18 protein-coding genes, 1 tRNA gene and 2 pseudogenes are annotated in these 17058 nt (G+C 59.3%); 8 read left to right on the top strand and 13 right to left on the bottom strand.

Annotated features, from left to right (window positions below):
• Window positions 1–32 precede the first annotated feature (32 nt).
• Entirely contained in the window at window positions 33–887 is an 855-nt protein-coding gene (locus ABVV53_RS06265) for a flagellin (protein ID WP_353983499.1), read from the bottom strand.
• A gap of 744 nt (window positions 888–1631) precedes the next feature.
• Between ABVV53_RS06265 and ABVV53_RS06260 the strand changes: the two genes are divergently transcribed.
• The 4 genes from ABVV53_RS06260 (at window position 1632) to ABVV53_RS06245 (ending at window position 4824) form a co-directional block, all read left to right on the top strand.
• Window positions 1632–1760 (top strand): hypothetical protein, encoded by a 129-nt coding sequence (locus ABVV53_RS06260; protein WP_419956752.1) that lies wholly within the window; start codon window positions 1632–1634, stop codon window positions 1758–1760.
• Window positions 1761–2389: 629 nt separating this feature from the next.
• Entirely contained in the window at window positions 2390–2899 is a 510-nt protein-coding gene (locus ABVV53_RS06255; RefSeq protein ID WP_353983535.1) for a TadE/TadG family type IV pilus assembly protein, read from the top strand.
• 10 nt (window positions 2900–2909) lie between these two features.
• A complete protein-coding gene (locus ABVV53_RS06250) occupies window positions 2910–3467 on the top strand; it encodes a TadE/TadG family type IV pilus assembly protein (RefSeq protein ID WP_353983534.1) in 558 nt (185 codons plus the stop codon).
• Window positions 3457–4824 carry a TadE/TadG family type IV pilus assembly protein gene (locus tag ABVV53_RS06245; RefSeq protein ID WP_353983533.1) on the top strand — a complete coding sequence of 456 codons (1368 nt, stop codon included), beginning with the start codon at window positions 3457–3459 and terminating at the stop codon, window positions 4822–4824. Before ABVV53_RS06250 ends, ABVV53_RS06245 begins: the two co-directional genes overlap by 11 nt.
• A gap of 756 nt (window positions 4825–5580) precedes the next feature.
• On the opposite strand, the pseudogene ABVV53_RS06235 reads toward ABVV53_RS06245, so the two are convergent.
• Window positions 5581–5979, bottom strand: a pseudogene (locus ABVV53_RS06235) (hypothetical protein); the annotation flags it as partial.
• A gap of 459 nt (window positions 5980–6438) precedes the next feature.
• Entirely contained in the window at window positions 6439–7512 is a 1074-nt protein-coding gene (locus ABVV53_RS06230) for a glycosyltransferase family 2 protein (RefSeq protein WP_353983532.1), read from the bottom strand.
• Window positions 7513–7659: 147 nt separating this feature from the next.
• Between ABVV53_RS06230 and ABVV53_RS06225 the strand changes: the two are divergent.
• A pseudogene (locus ABVV53_RS06225) lies at window positions 7660–7844 on the top strand (IS3 family transposase); the annotation flags it as partial.
• A 267-nt stretch (window positions 7845–8111) separates the two neighbouring features.
• Window positions 8112–8897 (top strand): TerC family protein, encoded by a 786-nt coding sequence (locus ABVV53_RS06220; protein ID WP_353983531.1) that lies wholly within the window; start codon window positions 8112–8114, stop codon window positions 8895–8897.
• Between the two features lie 349 nt (window positions 8898–9246).
• Here the strand turns inward: ABVV53_RS06220 and ABVV53_RS06215 are convergent, their stop codons facing one another.
• From ABVV53_RS06215 to ABVV53_RS06205, 3 genes are all read right to left on the bottom strand, one after another.
• Window positions 9247–9687 carry a DUF2721 domain-containing protein gene (locus ABVV53_RS06215; protein WP_353983530.1) on the bottom strand — a complete coding sequence of 147 codons (441 nt, stop codon included), beginning with the start codon at window positions 9685–9687 and terminating at the stop codon, window positions 9247–9249.
• Between the two features lie 99 nt (window positions 9688–9786).
• Window positions 9787–9972, bottom strand: a complete 186-nt coding sequence (locus ABVV53_RS06210) for a hypothetical protein (RefSeq protein ID WP_353983529.1) — start codon at window positions 9970–9972, stop codon at window positions 9787–9789.
• 296 nt (window positions 9973–10268) lie between these two features.
• Window positions 10269–10343: transfer RNA gene (locus tag ABVV53_RS06205), tRNA-Gly, on the bottom strand.
• Window positions 10344–10559: 216 nt separating this feature from the next.
• On the opposite strand from ABVV53_RS06205, the gene ABVV53_RS06200 reads away from it, so the two are divergent.
• Window positions 10560–11459 carry a tetratricopeptide repeat protein gene (locus tag ABVV53_RS06200; RefSeq protein ID WP_353983540.1) on the top strand — a complete coding sequence of 300 codons (900 nt, stop codon included), beginning with the start codon at window positions 10560–10562 and terminating at the stop codon, window positions 11457–11459.
• 6 nt (window positions 11460–11465) lie between these two features.
• Window positions 11466–12077: an LON peptidase substrate-binding domain-containing protein gene (locus ABVV53_RS06195; protein WP_353983528.1), complete on the top strand. Its 612-nt coding sequence runs from the start codon at window positions 11466–11468 to the stop codon at window positions 12075–12077.
• A gap of 39 nt (window positions 12078–12116) precedes the next feature.
• Here the strand turns inward: ABVV53_RS06195 and ABVV53_RS06190 are convergent, their stop codons facing one another.
• From ABVV53_RS06190 to ABVV53_RS06160, 7 genes are all read right to left on the bottom strand, one after another.
• The gene (locus ABVV53_RS06190; RefSeq protein WP_353983539.1) at window positions 12117–12746 is read right to left on the bottom strand and encodes a MarC family protein; all 630 of its coding nucleotides are present in this window, start codon (window positions 12744–12746) and stop codon (window positions 12117–12119) included.
• An 11-nt stretch (window positions 12747–12757) separates the two neighbouring features.
• Complete coding sequence (locus ABVV53_RS06185; RefSeq protein WP_353983527.1) at window positions 12758–13492, bottom strand: hypothetical protein; 735 nt, start codon at window positions 13490–13492, stop codon at window positions 12758–12760.
• Entirely contained in the window at window positions 13489–14394 is a 906-nt protein-coding gene (gene folD / locus ABVV53_RS06180; protein ID WP_353983526.1) for a bifunctional methylenetetrahydrofolate dehydrogenase/methenyltetrahydrofolate cyclohydrolase FolD, read from the bottom strand. Before folD ends, ABVV53_RS06185 begins: the two co-directional genes overlap by 4 nt.
• A gap of 11 nt (window positions 14395–14405) precedes the next feature.
• Window positions 14406–14711 (bottom strand): YggT family protein, encoded by a 306-nt coding sequence (locus tag ABVV53_RS06175; protein ID WP_353983525.1) that lies wholly within the window; start codon window positions 14709–14711, stop codon window positions 14406–14408.
• 81 nt (window positions 14712–14792) lie between these two features.
• The gene (locus ABVV53_RS06170) at window positions 14793–15344 is read right to left on the bottom strand and encodes a hypothetical protein (RefSeq protein ID WP_353983524.1); all 552 of its coding nucleotides are present in this window, start codon (window positions 15342–15344) and stop codon (window positions 14793–14795) included.
• A gap of 45 nt (window positions 15345–15389) precedes the next feature.
• Window positions 15390–16289 (bottom strand): acetylglutamate kinase, encoded by a 900-nt coding sequence (gene argB, locus ABVV53_RS06165; RefSeq protein ID WP_353983523.1) that lies wholly within the window; start codon window positions 16287–16289, stop codon window positions 15390–15392.
• A 60-nt stretch (window positions 16290–16349) separates the two neighbouring features.
• The gene (locus ABVV53_RS06160; RefSeq protein WP_353983522.1) at window positions 16350–17033 is read right to left on the bottom strand and encodes a queuosine precursor transporter; all 684 of its coding nucleotides are present in this window, start codon (window positions 17031–17033) and stop codon (window positions 16350–16352) included.
• Window positions 17034–17058 lie beyond the last annotated feature (25 nt).

Below are 17058 nucleotides of genomic sequence, written 5' to 3'. Positions count from 1 at the left end.
TCTTAGACGTTCGAGACGTCCCTGATCCGTTATTAACGGAACAGCGACATGATCGACTGCGGCGCCTGGTTGGCAATCGACAGAGCCTGCAGACCCAGCTGCTGCTTGACCTGCAAAGACTGCAGCTTTGCAGATTCCTTGGCGAGGTCGGCGTCAACAAGGTTGCCGATACCGCCTTCGATCACGTCCGACAGCTTGCTGGTGAAAGACAGCTGACCGTCGATCTGACGCGAAGCTGAACCCAGAGTCTTCAGCGATGTCGAGACCGCCGTGGCGAACGTATCGATCGTGCCCTTCAGCGTGTCAGCTGCGGCGGCAGAGGCGAGCGCAATGTCGCTGCCGGCAGCACCGAGGCCGGTGGCTGCGGACGCGTCGAGACCCTGGTTGGCGACGCTGATGACGTTCGTGGTCGACGTCGACTTGGTCCCCATCAGAGCGCTGACCGTACCCGTCGCGCCGGAAGCCGGAGCCTTGAGCAGGTTGACGCCATTGAACTCAGACGAGTCGATGATCGAGTTGATCTGCTTCTTCAACGAAGTCATGTCCGCCGCGATCGCATTCCGGCTGTCTTGGTCGAGACCAGCGTCCGAAGCTTCGGTGACCTTCGTCTTCATCTGATTCAGCAGGTCGGAGATCTGCTCCGCACCAGCCACGGCAACATCCGTCGTGCTCTTTGCGCGGTTGAGCGAAGAGGTGACCGCAGACAGGCTGCCCACATCGCCGCGCAGCTTCTGCGCGATGGTGTACTTGGCCGAGTCATCCTTGGTCGACGAAACCGCCAGGCCGGTGTTGATGCGGCTCTGCGTGGTGTCGAGACCCTTGTTCGTCGCGGTCAGGTTCTGCAGAGCTGCCAACGCGCCAGTGTTGGTGTTTACGGAAAAGCCCATGATTATCTTCCTTCTAAGTATGCAGCCTCTTCTGAGGCCTTGAGCCGGAGCGGCGGCCCGCCGGCGAACGAACTTCTTGTCACTCGCAAGTTCACTTTAGGAAGTTTTTTTCCTCTTCGGCGTGGCCATCGCAGTTTATTAGAGTTAATTCACGCTAATCATAACAACATACGGCGTCCGCCGCCGCCGTCGCTTTCGCCTACTTGATCCCCACGTACCAAGGCGGAAAAATTTGCCTAGCACTACAGACGTGGCTACGGCTTATTGATGAGGCAGCTGTTCGAAGTATACCTGGCCGGGCGTGCAGCCGCCAAGCGCGAAGCGGGGCTTGAAGGCATTGCAAGTGCCAGATGGCGGTCGTTGCTAGCGCGGACCTCGGGGAGCGAGGCATAAGCGTTAAGATACACCTTCTTGTATTTACCGAGGGGCCAGAGGCGCTCCACGACCACGTTGTCGCGCTAGCACCGTATGCTATTCGTGCTGTTGGCGATCTTACCGGGTACAGAACGGCGGTGAACGCCACGCGGTCGTTGGACTGATGGCCACCTGAGCTAGGCCATGTCGACAAAGTGCTTCGCAAACGGCCCGATTTCCGATTCAAGGCTGCTCTTTGCGGGGAGCAGCAGTGGCGCCTGGTGATGTGACGGACAAAGAATGGGTGGCCGAAAGGCGCGGCCCATCAGGACAACCGGCGCTCTCTGAACGGCATGCTGCATGTACTGCGGTCGGCTGCCCTGGCGCGACATGCATGAGCGCTACGGCAAGGGGAACTCAGTCTACGTGCGGTTCCGGCGCTGGGCGGAACAAGGCGTCTGGGGTGCGACTCTGGCCACACTCGTCGTATTCGGGCTGACTGACGATTGGCAGAATTGACCGACAGCACTACGGTTAACGGCCATGTTCAGCTGCGGGCGCTAAAGGGGGAGTCGTAACGAAGCTTTTGGTCGATCCGCTGCGCTTTACGTGCAAGGCCGAAGCCCGCTGTGACAATCAGGGACACTCTCTCGGCTTCACCATGAGGGGCGGCGAAGCGTCGAATTCGGCGCTGCCGATGACCTCATGGCGCTGCCGCTCAGCAAGCCCCAAGGCGCTGCTGGCTGACAAAGGGTATGACGGGCATGCAGTCCCGAACGAACCTTTCGCTGCGCGGTATCCTGCGATCACCCCCCCAAAAGCCAACCGACGCGAGCCCATCGCCCTGCGACTTCCGCTGAGACCGAGATCGCAATCGCACCGAGCGCATGCTCCGGCACCTCAAGCATCAACGCCGCATCCCCACCCGCTACGGCAAGACCGCGCCATCGCTCGCTTCCACAATCTCGCTGCCATCCGCCGGTGGCGACCAAACTTTGTCAACAGGACCTAGACTCCTCGGGTTCGATATAGGTCCTGCTCAAACGGTCATTTACAATGATTTATTAATCACACTCATCTAGATGCCTTCAGATCGTGTCCATTGGCTATTTGGGGCGCCTGCCACTATGCGCGTTGGCTTTCAGACAATGTTGCGTCAGATCCGGCAAGAAGAGCGCGGTGCAACTATTATAGAGTTCGCCATCGTAGCACCAGCGTTTATTGCGCTACTCCTAGCTATTATTCAGACATCGATTATTTATTTTGTTCAACATGGACTTGAAACGGCAGCAGAGAAGGCCGCGCGGATAATCTACACCGGGCAGGTGCAAAAACAGGGGCTCACCGCCTCTGCCTATAAGACTCAAGTTTGCGAGTTCCTGCCAGCGTTTCTAAGCTGCGACAGCCTGTTTATCGATGTCCGCCACACAATTGACTTTGCCTCTGCCGGAACAGCAACGCCGACACTCTCCTATGATGCTTCTGGAAACCCGAGCAACATCAAGTTTGATCCTGGGACCGCTGGCGCAATCGTCGTCACCAAACTGATGTACCAGTGGCCGGTGTTGGGCGCGCCTCTCAACCTAGGGGTAAGCAAAGATTCCAGCGGCAAGCACATAATTGTTGCCACCCAAGTTTCGAAAACAGAGCCATATTGAGGGGAGCGCAATGTCTGTAATGCGTATGCGATTCCTCTCTGGGGTATTTCGCAGAATCAAAACAAACCAAGCTGGTGTCGCATTGGTAGAGTTTGCTGTGCTCTCCCCAATCCTCATTACACTTTATATTGGCGGCGTTCAGCTTTGCGAAGTCATAGCATGTGCTCGTAAAGTGACGTCAACTGCCCGAGCAGTGGTGGATCTGACAACGCAGTATTCCTCCATTTCCCCGCAGCAGATCGATGGCATTATGTCGGCATCTAACCAGATAATGTATCCATATGACGGCGCGAGTTCATTCATACGCGTAAGCGAAATAAAGATTGATGAGAATGGTGTCGCGCGGGTGGTGTGGAGTAGATCCAAAAATGGATCGCCACGTGAGTATGACGCAGAAGTCGCTATTGATGCAGTTCTAGCGACTCCTGGAACAATGTACATCTATGGAGAAGCAGAGTACAAACTTAAACCGTCTATGCAGTTTGTATTTTCAGGGGATTTCACCTTAGGCGATGCCTTCGTAATGCTTCCCCGCATATCGACAAAGGTCAATTGCAATGATTGCTAGGCCGCTGCATGCCGCTCTACAGGCCGCCACCCATGGGATCATCGACTTTCTTCGTGACAGCCGTGGTAACGTTATGATGATCTTTGGCTTCGCCATTATTCCGCTGCTGTTCTCTACCGGGATGGCCGTAGATTATGGCAGAGCGCTTCAAACGCAAACTCGCTTGAATGCTGCTGCAGACGCAGCAGCCCTTGCTGGGGTCAGCCGTGCGCACATGACAGGCTCGAGCACGGATGCAGCAAAGACTGCAGCTTACAACATGTTTGTCGCTCAAGCTCGACCATATCTCTCACGAGGCGACGTCGACATGTCGTTCAGTGACGAAAAATACCTGAATATCGCTGTTTCAGACGAAACCAATGCCACAAACCTGAAAAGGACAGTGACTGTTAGTTACCGAGGAAATTCCGCAAATCTATTCGCAGGAATTCTGGGGGTAGATACCTTACCCGTAAGTGGATCATCATCTTCCGTCGCATCTTCCGCGCCAGACATTGACTTCTATGTTCTCGTGGACACGTCTCCGTCTATGCTTCTACCCGCAACCACTGCTGGTCTCCTTAAGATGACTCAGAAGACTGGCGGCTGTGCGTTCGCGTGCCACACAATCCCGGACAGTAAAGAAAATTTCTATAAGATTGCGCGAACCAACAATATTGTGCTCAGAACTGATCTCGTTCAGGGGGCGGTTCGGGATCTTGCGACTACAGCCTCAGATGTCGCAGAGCAGAACGGGACAGACTACCGATTGGGGTTGTTTTCGTTCGATTATAAATTCTCTGCCAAATGGCCGGCCTCCCAAAGCAGCAGCGGATACTATCTTACGAGTGATCTCGCTTCGGTTGGACTCCATGCGAAGGACTTGGTCCCACTCACTTACTGTCGCAACAATCAGCGCGTCTGCGACGTGAATGATAACGACACCGGTACTAACTTTACGAGCGCCATGAACGGCGTCAATGCTATAGCTCCGCCCCCCGGGAATGGCAGCAAGGTCGGCGGAGACAAGCCGCAAGCCGTATTGTTCATAGTAACTGATGGGATGCGCGACGAGAAGTCTGGTAGCTCACGATACATTGGACCAATTCCTCTATCTCTCTGCACGGCTATTAAGAACAGGGGCATTCGCATTGCGGTGCTGCACACGAAGTATCTTCCGGAGTCCGCATCAGACTCTTGGTCGAAGACGAATGTGCGGGATCCCTATCTGGCTCCTGTAGACAAAATTACACCTGCCCTTCAAAGCTGCGCATCTTCGAACCAGCTCTTCTATCAAGTCACAACCGACAGCGACATTTCGGCTGCGCTAAACGCCCTTTTTCAGGCTGTGGTTCAGACTGCGCGGTTGACTAGCTGATCACCGAGATAGGACGAGGTCAGAGATGTTCAAAAAGTTTGCCTTGGCAACAGCCTTCTTCGCCGTTCTCGTGGCTGGGCTGTCTCGCATGTTCGAACCGGCGGTGGATCAACCTACCGCAAGCATCAGAGAGGACGCTTTGACGCAGCAAGCGGAAGTTATTCCGCGGCCTCAGAAAACCAGGTCTGCATCAGGTCACGCTGGTGCGCTCGAAGAGGGCGATGTTCAGCTAAGTAGCTTCGTGCCGCGGGTGCCAACAGGTAGCGCTCCGGTCCCGACCGTGGATCCCTCAAAGGCAGCGTTGAAGCCCATCCCCTCGACGCTTGGCCACCTAGTGCAAGGCCCGAGCAGTGGCGCAGCGCAGCCCATTACTCCACACGCGATTGGACAATAAGCAGACCGGAGCGACGAGAGGCTGTAATATAGCCTCTCAGCCACAGCTTTGCAGCGGCGAATGATGAAGAAGCCGAAGGACAAGGCGGCTTTGTCGCACCGGGTAGCGATGCGGCGGGATGGCTTTGGCCCGTTGAACAAGCGCTCGACTTGGTTGCGATCACGGTAGCGCCGAAAGTCGCAAACTGCTGGCTCTCGACGGTTTGCCTCGGGGGAGGATCGGCAGGATGCCTCACCAGAGCAAACTGGAACGATTCGAAAAACCCGTCGGTTTGACGCGAGAGTGGTGAGGAGTGATCGTATCAGCGTTGGCTGCGTGAACAGGGGTAGGCTCTTGCTGTTTGGCGGGTTCGGATAGGGCGCTCAGCGCTGGACTGGAACCACGCAGGCACAGTACGCCCCCGACCTAGTAGGCGGGTCGGCCATGCCGCTCTTGATGCGGGCGCGAGCAATGCCGATGGTGCGCACGACCAGACCCGTCCCGTGCTTCTGTCCTGCAAAGACGTGCTCGACCGCCGAGCCCGCCCCTGGCCGCCTCACGTTGGCGCGCGCGATGCGCTCGGGCACGACACGGCGGTGCGGCTTTCGTTGATTGAATGTTGCTGGCGAACATGCCTTTGGCAAGGAAGGCCTCATTCGTCTTAGAGCGATGTGCAGTGTCGGCCCACACGCCAGAAGCCGTGTTGTCCTGAGTGATCAAAACGGCAACCTTGCGCCATCTTTCACCTTGGCCTTGGTGTGTTTGACGCTCCAGCGCGCCTCCCCTAGTCGCTCCAGCCGGTGACCCGCCGCGCTCCTAGCCTCGTACCGGTCCAAAAGATCAAAGAAGTCTGGCTGCCCAACCATCTCTATCTCACCTGTCGCTCAGCAGTGAGCCATCTCAAGCCATCAGGCGCAACCGGTCTTTCGCGGCGTCCGGGTTCAATCGCACTGATCGAGCGCGGCGCCCCTGCTCAGGATCGGCGCGGCGGAAGGCTTCTTCATTGCCCTGCCATCACGTTTAAAAAAGGCGGGGGCACGCGATGGAGCACTACCGTGCCGGCATCTCGAAGCAACGTCGCCGCTGGTTGGATGGCGAGATCGGCAGGCTTGTCGACACCTTTCAATCCGGCGAATGCGCCAAGTACTTCAGATCATGCGGCCATGAACCGAATGAGCGAAAACCGCTTTGATTTAGAAAGCACCGGACTCGTCTCGGCGCAATCGAATCCTTTTTAGGTTTTACGCCGCCATTGCTGCGACGCGCATTTGGTTACCAAGGTGCTGGTACTTATCCGCCTGCTCAGGATATCCTAGAATCTTGTAGAAGTTCGACAGGTTGTATGCAGCGCGATAGCTACCGCTGCCTTCAACGGAGCAATTCAAATGAGGCTGCTCCCCGATCTCGATACACTTAAGCCACGCGCCTTCCACTACAGGTAGAAGAAGGTCTTGCGCGATCTCTGGATTGAGGGACGCCCACTCAAGGTATAGCTCTGCCACCGCGAAGAAGAAGTCGGGAACGTCTTCCCAGTTGTCCTGCTCGGCATCGGCCAGCGCAAGCGCTTCTTCATGCCGCCCGACGAGCCGAAGCAGAACAAGTGCATAGATTACCACTTCCTGCCGCTCGTAGGATTGTGCCTCAACAAAACGGTACGCGCACATCATACAGTCAGCTGCCTCAGCGAACTCTTCATATGCTAGGTGTTCCCTCCCTAGTTGATACCACATGAAGCCATTCTCGGGATTAGCCTCGAGCTCTGCGCGCAGAATGTACTCGTTTCGCCCCTTCTTGCGGCCAAGCTGCTCTGGTGTGTACCCGTCATGACCGAGGAGTATCGGCAGATGCACGCGGCTCCGTCCGATCTCCGGCTGTTCGTGAACGCGCCCCTCGTAGCGCACACCTCGGGGCAACACGCGGGCGAGATAGTTCCGCCTGTCCGGTTCGTCCGCATTGCGCCCCGCATTCGTTACACGCACGCAGCCGAGAGGGGGTGATGCGACCGAGGGATGCAGAGGTAAGTTCGCTTCGGAGAGGGCTTCGAAGCCCGACACAAGCCATTCATCCGCGTCTAGGACCAGATTCCAGGCGGCGTCTGACTTCTCGAGCGCTGCGTTACGGGCGGCGGCAAAGTCATTCTGCCATTCGTAGTGGTAAACCTCGGCACCGAAGCTCTTTGCGATTTCCACCGTGTTATCGGTGGAGCCGGTGTCGAGGACGATCATCCGATCAACGTACCGTTTCACACTCTCAAGGCAGCGCCCAAGGCACCGCGCTTCGTTCTTGACGATCATAACCAGCGCCAGGCGCGTCATCGACCAACCTCCCGATTTCACGAGCGAGTGCCGAGGCCGACTGCACAGTGCAGCACGCTACGAGGCTCCTCCCCCCGTATCTTATAGACGGCGGCCGGGACTGCTTGTGGCTTTCGAGACCATTTCAGCGATCAGAGAGGACCGTCGCGGCGCAACGTCAGTGCTGCCAATCGTGAAAGGCAGCTTGCAGCGTCGGCGGCGAACGAGATGTCGTCGATGGATTCTGTCTCGGAAACGCTGTTCGATGGCCGCCGACCTCGGTGCTCACGGTAGTCGATGCTTTTACTCGAGAGGCGCTAGCGATCGAGGCCGATCAGGGCATCAGGGGTGAGTATCCGCAACGGCGACGAGATGCAGATTTGTGTATTCTAAAGCGCGGAGAAGATTCTTTCCTCAATACGTTATACCGCACACGCCAACTTTGATCATGTAACGAGGCCTGCCGCGCCAGAACTTGTCCTGAGCCGCCGGCAGAGAGCATGCCGCTGCGCCTCGGTCGCGCGTGCCGAAGCACTCAGCCCTAACCGCGCACTTTTGCCAACAACCGCGCCGACGGTCTGGGGATTGCGATATTACCTCGCGCTGCATAGGATTGCCGGATGGAAAGCTTGTTTGCGCTCTTCTCCGATCCGGCCGCCTGGGCTGCCCTTGCCGCTCTTGTCGTGATGGAGGTGGTGCTCGGAATCGACAACCTCGTCTTCATCTCGATTCTTTCGAACAAGCTGCCAGAGGAACAAAGGGCAAAGGCCCGGCGTGTGGGAATTGGGCTCGCGCTGGTGATGAGGCTCGTGCTGCTTTCGATGATCGCCTGGCTGGTCGGTCTCACGGCAGTGGTCTTCGACCTTGGGCTGACGGGGCCCTTGAACGACTATGGCCAGCCCGCTTTCGAAACCGCTTTCTCTTGGCGGGACCTTATACTCGTCGCCGGCGGTCTATTCCTGATCTGGAAAGCCACGAAGGAGATCCATCACAACGTGGACGCTACCCCAAGCGATGATCTTCTCGACAAAAAGCAAGTGGCAGCAGTTACGTTCGGGTCTGCTATCGTTCAGATCATCCTGCTCGACATGGTCTTCTCGATCGACTCAATCCTGACCGCAGTTGGAATGACCGACAATTTGGCCGTGATGGTCATCGCTGTGCTGGTCGCGGTGGGGGCCATGGTTCTCGCAGCCGACCCTCTCGCAAACTTCATCGCCCGCAACCCCACCGTCGTGATGCTTGCGCTCGGCTTCCTTCTAATGATCGGCGTGGTGCTGATCGCGGACGGCTTCGGCGTCCACGTTCCTAAGGGCTACATCTATGCGGCTATGGGCTTCTCCGTCCTGGTCGAGGCACTGAACATCATGTCCCGTCGCGCGCAGCAGCGAAAAAAAGCAGGTTAGTGCCAGCGCCGAGGCTGAGTTAACGACGAGCCCCTCATCCGGCCAACTACTTCCCGGCGGGACGGCGTCATGAGCACACAATGCTCCTTACGGTTTTCAGACCGCGGAGCAACGTTGTGGTTGGATGAGAGCGGTACGCAGGTGGGAGGGATGCAACGCCCTGGTTGCTGCGCCGGCTAGCCGACGAGCATTTCTGGGGCTGTCATTCCTGGCCGCGATGGGTTCGGTTGCGTGGCCAGCCCACACATCGAAAACGACGCTGACGGGACCGCTCTCGATCCCGGCGGCACGGGATACTCGGAAGGTGGTGATATCTACCTACCAACAGCAGGTTTGATGCGGACCGGGCCTAGAGCTCACGGTGGAGCTCTAGATAGTCGCGCGGGATTCGCAGCGCCTGCGCGGCAACCTGTGTCTCGCGAAGAAACAGGAGCAGTCCCCACATCAAAAGCGTTAGCGCGAGGATGAAAGTGCCCGCAGCCACAATCTGAAGGTCCAGCCGAGCCACTTCCTCCAAGAAAAGCAGCGCTACAGTCGTGCTGACGCAAACGCAGGAGAGCACCAGCAGTCGGATAGCAAGCGTGCTTAGCACCATCCGTCGGTCAACCAAGCGTATCTCGCTGACAACCATGTCGTGTGCCGTGCCCGTCGTACTGGTGTGCAGTTCTTGCAAGATTCGAGAACGATCGACGACACGTCCCAAGCGGGAGGAGAGCAGGTTGAGCATGTTGCCTATTGCCACGAGGACAAACACCGGCGCGAGCGCGAGCTGAATCGTTTGGGCGATCATTTTGGCAACCTCAATCAGGGCCGATCAAAGGACAAGAGTTCGACACATCGGCGGCCTGTAGCGCGATCACTCCCATCGAGACTTCCTGACGCGAGAGGCTTACTGGCGGCATGCTAGGGTTTTCATATGCCCTTCCTGCAACAGGGCGCCGCCGAAAAACGCCCGAGGAGCCAGGAGGCCACGCACCAGCGTGCTGGCACGGCCGACCTTGAGGCGGACAGTGGCCACTTTCAGGATCAGCCAGCCCTCGCGGACAGTTGGCTTGAAAAGGATTTGATCGGTCATGGCGCTCCAACGCACAAGACGCGCTATCGCTTCCAGCCGCCATCTAATGCAGCAGCCGCTGCTTTACTCTGTCCCGGACCCAATGGCTCGGCTCAAGTGGATAAGGGTAAACGATCCTACCCGATGCGAGGACAGTAGCGGCCGTAGCCACACTCTGCGACGCCTAACCTCAGGTCCGCGCCGATCTACTCAATCAGCGCAGCCGAGCAACCGCCGCGGAGTTACCCCAAAGCTTTGATAAGGTGCCCTCGCCCCCAATCGTCAGTTTCTAAGTGCTTGTTTTGGGATTTAGAAACTGGAGCGGGCGAAGGGATTCGAACCCTCGACCCCAACCTTGGCAAGGTTGTGCTCTACCCCTGAGCTACGCCCGCTCTGACGTTTGCGGCTCTCAACCAAATGGCTGGAGAGCCGGGGTGAGGCGCGCGGTTAGCATCGGTTTTAGAGTGCTGCAAGCGCAAAAAGCGACAATCGAAATATCTCTCGGGCAGTTCTCCTGCCGAAGCCATCATTCGCCCTTCACAAAGACCCGTTCGATGGCGATCTAAGGAGCCAGACAAAAACCCCACGGGAGCACTCCATTGGCGAGCATGGGCCTCAATCTTGACGAGCAGAAAGCCGTAGACCGTTTCCGGCAGCAAGTTGCCGAACCATCCATGACTAAGCTGGTCATCCTGGACTTTTGGGCGGAGTGGTGCGGCCCTTGTAAGGCGCTGACGCCCGTGCTCGAAAAAGTCGCAGCGGAATATGCCGATAAGGGCGTGCTCCTGGCGAAGGTCAACGTCGACGAAGAGCAGTTTATCGCCTCTCAGTTCCAGGTCCGCTCTATCCCTACTGTCTACGCGCTCTTCCAGGGCCAGCCGGTGGCGGATCTCACCAGCGCCCGCAGCGAATCACAGCTTCGAGCGGTGCTCGACCAGCTATTGGAAAAATTGCCAGTGCAGGCGGGCGACGCCCCTGCCACCGATCTCGCGCCACTTCTGGCAATGGGCGAGGAAGTGCTGGCCAGCGGCGATGGCGAACGAGCGGCAGGCATTTTCGCGCAGATCATCGACATGGCTCCCGACAACGCTGAGGCACACGGCGGGCTCGTGCGCGGGCTGGTGATGGCAGGCCATCTCGAAGAGGCAGAAGCGGCGCTGGCAGAGATGGATCCGGCGCTGTCAACAGATCCGTGGGTTGAGCGAGCTCGCGCCGCTCTCTCGCTGGCGAAGGACCGGCCCGACGACAGCGAGTTGGCGGCGCTTCGAGCTGCCGCTGCCGAGCGTCCGGCTGACATGGATGCGCAGTTCGCCTTCGCTGCCGCCGCTTTTGCAGCCGGTGAGCGCGATACCGCAGCCGACACTCTGCTGGCGATGATCAGCGCCGACCGCGATTGGAACGAAGGAGCGGCCAAAGCCAAGCTGCTGCAGATGTTCGAAGCGATCGGCCTAGAAGATCCCTGGGTATCGGCCACCCGACGCAAGCTCTCGACGATTCTGTTCGGCTGAGCGAAAGTGACTCGCTTCCCGATCTTTCCGTTGCCAGGCGCCATTCTCTACCCGAGACTGCAGCTACCGCTTCACATCTTTGAGCCGCGTTACCGTGCGATGGTCGGCGATTCTCTGGTGCGGGACCGTCGCATCGGCGTGATTCAGCCACAGCGGCCACAGGATGGTGCCCCTCTTTATACGATTGGCTGCCTCGGGAAGATCGGTGATGTCGAAGCGACCGAAGATGGCCGCTACAACATCATCCTGGATGGCGAAGCGCGTTTTCGGGTTCTGCGCGAGCTGGAGGTAACGACACCGTTTCGACAAGTCGAAGCGGAACTGCTTATCGACAACGAGAGCCAGGCCCTGGCCCCTATCGAGCGCGCCAGTTTTGAACGGGAGGCGCGCCGATTTGCCGATGCGCAAGGCTATAGCGTCGACTGGGAACAGGTCTCACGACTTGACGACTTCTCTTTGATCAACGGCGTGTCGCAGATCGCGCCGTTCGACATAGCAGCCAAGCAGGCATTGCTAGAGGCGAACGACATTTCCGAACGATGCGAACTGCTGGTGCAGCTGATGCAGTTCTTTGGACGAAGGGTCGACGGCGACGACGACGGTGTGACACTGCAGTAGTCTTTGCCACGGGTGCGGAGCAGATCGAAACCCGGAAGATCAGATCGCTTCGCGCACCCCATCGATCACGTATTGCGCCGCAAGCGCAGCGAGCAGCACGCCCAGCAAGCGCGTGATCACCGCCTCGACCTGATCCCCGAGCAGCCGCATCAAAGGCAAGGCGGCCACCAGAGCGCCAAGAGAAAGCAGCAGGACCATCGAGAGCGCTGCGAGGATAACGAGCGTTCCTTCGAAACCCTGAGCGCGCGACATGAGGAGCATGGTCGTGGCGATCGACCCCGGCCCGGCAAGCATCGGCATCGCCATTGGAAAGACTGACACGTCTTCCACCTCTGGCGTGTCATCGTGGCGCGCCATCACTTTTTCGGCCCGTTCGTTGCGCCGCTGGGTTCGCTTCTCGAACACCATTTCAAGCGCGATCAGGAACAGCATGATCCCGCCGGCAAGGCGGAACGAATTGAGCTCGATGTGGAGCGCGGAAAGCAGCCGCTCTCCGAACAAGGCAAAGACGAAAAGGATGCCGCCGGCGATGGCGCAGGCGCGAAACGCCATGGCCCGCGCTTGCGCGTGACTGGCGCCGCGCGTCAGGCCAGCGAAGATTGGCGCGCAACCCGGTGGATCGATCACGAGAAACAAAGTGATGAACGCCGAGACGAACAGCGCCAGCAGATCGGGCTGGCTCATGCGGTAACGCAGGACATGGAGGAGCGGCCTTCTGCATCTACCGGAGGGGCAACGCGCTTCGTCAGCACAGTTTCCATCGTCGTTCCCGCAGCCCGCTCAAGTTGGACTTCGACGGTGCGAGCGCATGAGCGGTCCACCCGAGCGGACCACGTGAGCGTCCCGTCCTCGCTGGCCCCGCCAGGTGTACCGCCGGCAATCTGCCCGGCGTCCTCTTGAGAGCGCGCTGCACCGCATGACGCAACCGACGTGCCGATCATCTCTGGCGTTTTCAGCGGCATAGCGAGCTCATCATCTTGGGTCATCACCCACTTGTATTCGCCGTTTCTCTGGCGCTGCCACACCGTGATGAAGTCGCCAGCGCCGCCCGTTTCGGCCTGCCAGGCGCCGTAGGTTACTGCCAGCGATCCATCGCAGCTCATCCAAACCTGATGCGGCTCTCGGCGAATCCACGTCGGCAGAGCCTTGTGCGCGTTCAGCCAGTCGCGTGCCGTCACCGCCTGAGGCACGAAGATCACCGCGCCTTCGGCGGCAGTTTCTAGCAGAGCGCTCGATGTCCCCTTGCGCCGCGCGAGCTGTGCAAAGGCGACTTCGGCAGCCACGATCCGGCCTGGGCTGGCATAGCGCGCCGCTTGTAAGCGGCCTTCAATATCGCGCGAGGCGTAGTCGATTCCCGCTGGAGCAGTGCCGCAGGCGGTGGCAAGAAACACCAGCCCCGCGGCAAGAAGCTTCAAAGCGCGTCCTTCTCGAGCACGACGCCGGCGTTCCGATAAGCCGCCACCAAAGTATTGCGCAGAAGAACAGCAATCGTCATCGGCCCCACCCCTCCCGGCACCGGCGTGATGGCGCCTGCCACTGCAAGCGCGCTGGCGAAGTCAACGTCCCCGACAAGGCGGGTCTTGCCTTCCTCTGCAGCAGGTACGCGGTTGATGCCGACGTCGATGACAGTGGCGCCCGGCTTCAGCCATTCACCCTTCACCATCTCCGGACGACCCACGGCGGCCACCACGATGTCGGCTCGGCGCACCACGGCCGGCAAGTCGCGTGTGCGGCTGTGAGCGACCGTTACGGTGCAACTCTCCGCCAGCAGCAGCTGGGCCATCGGTTTCCCTACGATGTTGGACCGGCCGATTACGACCGCGTCCAGACCGTCAAGAGAGCCCAGACGATGCTTGAGCATCATCAGGCAACCAAGTGGTGTGCAGGGAACGAACCCCGGCTGCCCAACCGCAAGGCGGCCCGCATTGGTCACGTGAAAGCCGTCGACGTCCTTGTCCGGGCTGATCGCCGCGATGACTTTCTGCTCGTCGACGTGATCCGGCAGCGGCAACTGGACAAGGATGCCGTCCACCGCCTGATCGGCATTGAGCTTTGCCACGAGCGCCAGCAGCTCCGCCTCCGAAGTGCTTGCCGGCAGCTTGTGCTCAAAGCTGGACATGCCGCAAGCGACAGTCTGCTTGCCCTTGGAGCGAACATAGACCTGGCTGGCCGGGTCTTCACCAACCAGAACGACGGCAAGACCCGCCTTTCGTCCAACTGCAGCCTTGAACCGCGAGGCCGCCGTCGCGACCCGGGCACGAAGCCCTTCGGCGAAGGACTTGCCGTCGATAAGCTTGCTTGCGTTCGCTTCAGTCACTGCAGTTACGCTCACAATGAACCGGACATCGACGCCATGGCGAGGTTTTTGAGGATGATCCGCACAATCTCCAGGCCGACGATCAGCACCAGTGGTGAGAAGTCGATGGCGCCCGTGTTCGGCAGAATTTTCCGAATCGGGCGCAGGAGCGGCTCGAGCAGTGCGTTGACCGCTTTGTAGATCGCGGCAACGAAGTCGTTGTGCGCGTTGACCACGTTGAACGAGATCAGCAAGCTCAGGACGAACTGGACTATCACCAGGATCACGATGACCGAGATGATGTACCCGACGATCTCGAACAGAGTGAGAAAAAGCAAGGATCGACCTTTCGCTGGAACAGGAAGGCCGCTGATAGCCGAGCGCAGCGCTCATGGGCAAGCGCGGCGGTTAGACGCCCGCTACTGCGTCATGATCGAATTTCGCTCGATGCGCCAGACCAGTTGCTCCGGGCTGGCGCCGGGCACATCGTTGGCGCGGCGCAGAACGATGGTTCCGCGGCGAGAGGGGCGTCCATCGGCGAAGTCGACGACCACCGGAGCCTGAAAGAACAGTGTGCCGGCAGCGCTGGAAGCGTCGCCTTTGCCGACGGCGACTTTAGGACCGGCATCTCCACCGAACTCGTCCCTCAACTTCTCCGGCGTCATGAGCGAATCGAGAGTCCACGCCTTTGCCGCCGCCTGCCAATCGCCCAAACGAATGGCATCGGCATAGAAGCGCAAGAGACGCTTGGGCTCTTCGCGCTCCTGCAGGGCGCCCATATCAAGCCCGGCGGCGATGCCGCTTGCTTCGCCCGTCGATTCGCCAGTGGGCGTCACCTCCGGAAGCGGTTCCGATTCGGTCGCAACCGGTTCTGGCGGTGGCACAGCCTCGTCCTCCTGCTTGCAGCCGGAGAGGACGAGGGTCCCTGCGGTGGCCAGAGCAATCAGCAGTTTGACGATTCGGCTTTGCATCACTTGCGGTGCGCCCTTCAGTTCGGATTCTCCCGGAAGAGTTGCTCAGGCCGCGCGAATGAGCGTGCCGGCACCTTCCTGTGTGAATATTTCCAGCAACATGGCGTGTGAGACTCGTCCGTCAAGCACAACAGCAGCTTCGCACCCTGCGGCGACCGCATGAAGGCACGTTTCGAGCTTGGGAATCATCCCTCCCGAGATGGTGCCATCCTTCTGCAGCCGCGCGACATCTGCGGGCCGCAAGTCGGTGAGCAGTTCGCCCTGCTTGTCGAGCACGCCCGCCACGTCGGTGAGCAAGAAGAGGCGGGCGGCACCTAGGGCCGCCGCGATCGAGCCGGCCATCGTGTCCGCATTGATGTTGTACGTCTGTCCGTCGGCGCCCGGCGCGATGGGGGCAATCACCGGGATCATTCCCGCCGCCGAAACGGTCTCGATGACGCTGATGTCAATTTTGTCGGGCTCGCCAACGAAGCCCAGGTCCACCGCTTTCTCGATGTTGCTGTCCGGGTCCTTCATGGTGCGCGAGACCTTGCGCGCGCGAACCATGCCACCATCCTTGCCCGACAAACCCATGGCGCGGCCGCCGGATTGTGCGATCCAGCCGACGATCTCCTTGTTGATCGCACCCGACAGGACCATTTCCGCGACTTGCGCGGTTTGCGCATCGGTGACGCGCAAGCCATCAATGAAGCGCGATTCGACGCCCATAGTCTTCAGCATCGCGCCGATCTGCGGACCACCGCCGTGAACCACGACCGGGTTGATGCCCACCGCCTTGAGCAGCACGACATCTTCGGCAAAGTCGCGCGCCAGCTCTGGATCGCCCATGGCGTGGCCGCCGTATTTCACCACGAAAGTACGGCCAGCGTACCGCTGCATGTACGGCAGCGCATCGACGAGAGTGGCGGCCTTGGCGAGGAGTGCGGGATCGAGAGGCGTAGGCATGCCTTGCGCTTTAGCCTGCCTCGGCGTGAAATGAAGCGCTTTTCGCCGCGGGCGGCCTGTTCAGCTGTCCAATCGCCGGCCCATGCGAACGAACAGCCAGATGAATGGCGGTACCATGATGGTCGAGAGTATCAGCTTGGAGATGATCTGCCCCTGCATGATCGCACCGATCGGCACCAGGTCCCCACTCACCTGATCGACGACGCCGTAGAAAGAAATCGTGATGAACAAGATCGTGTCGACGACCTGCGAGAGCAGGCTGGCGATCCAGGCGCGCACCATCAGAAGTTTCCCGCGGCCTCCGGCCAGTCGGGCAAACAGGTACACATTGAGCGTTTGCGACACGCCATAGGAAATAAGGCCGGCGAACTGCATGCGCGCGCCCTGCCCCAGAAGACGCGCGAAGGCGTCTTGATCGCTCCAGAAAGGAGCGGGCGGAACCACGCGGATGACGAGCGTCAGCAGCACCATGGACACGATGAGTGGAATGAAGCCGAAGCGCACCAGCCGGTTCGCCGTCGCCTGCCCATAAAGCTCCGCCACCGCGCTCGACATCACGACAAGCAGCAGGAAAGCGAATATGCCTGACTCCACCGCCAACTCGCCTAGCAGCGGCCAGGTGCCCAACGATGCCAGCTTGGTGCCGAGTACGCCGGCAAGCACGGCGAGCCCCCCGTAAAGCAGCGAATAGACGAACAGAGCGCGAGGGATCGCAGCGGATCGCACGTGGCCAGGAGCTTGCATCACGGTGCTCTAACCGGCGTTGCAC

Source organism: Novosphingobium kalidii (genome assembly GCF_040534015.1).
Classification (GTDB): Bacteria; Pseudomonadota; Alphaproteobacteria; order Sphingomonadales; family Sphingomonadaceae; genus Novosphingobium; species Novosphingobium kalidii.
The sequence above is the reverse complement of the archived record's forward strand: the minus strand, read 5'-3'. Positions and strand labels throughout refer to the sequence as shown.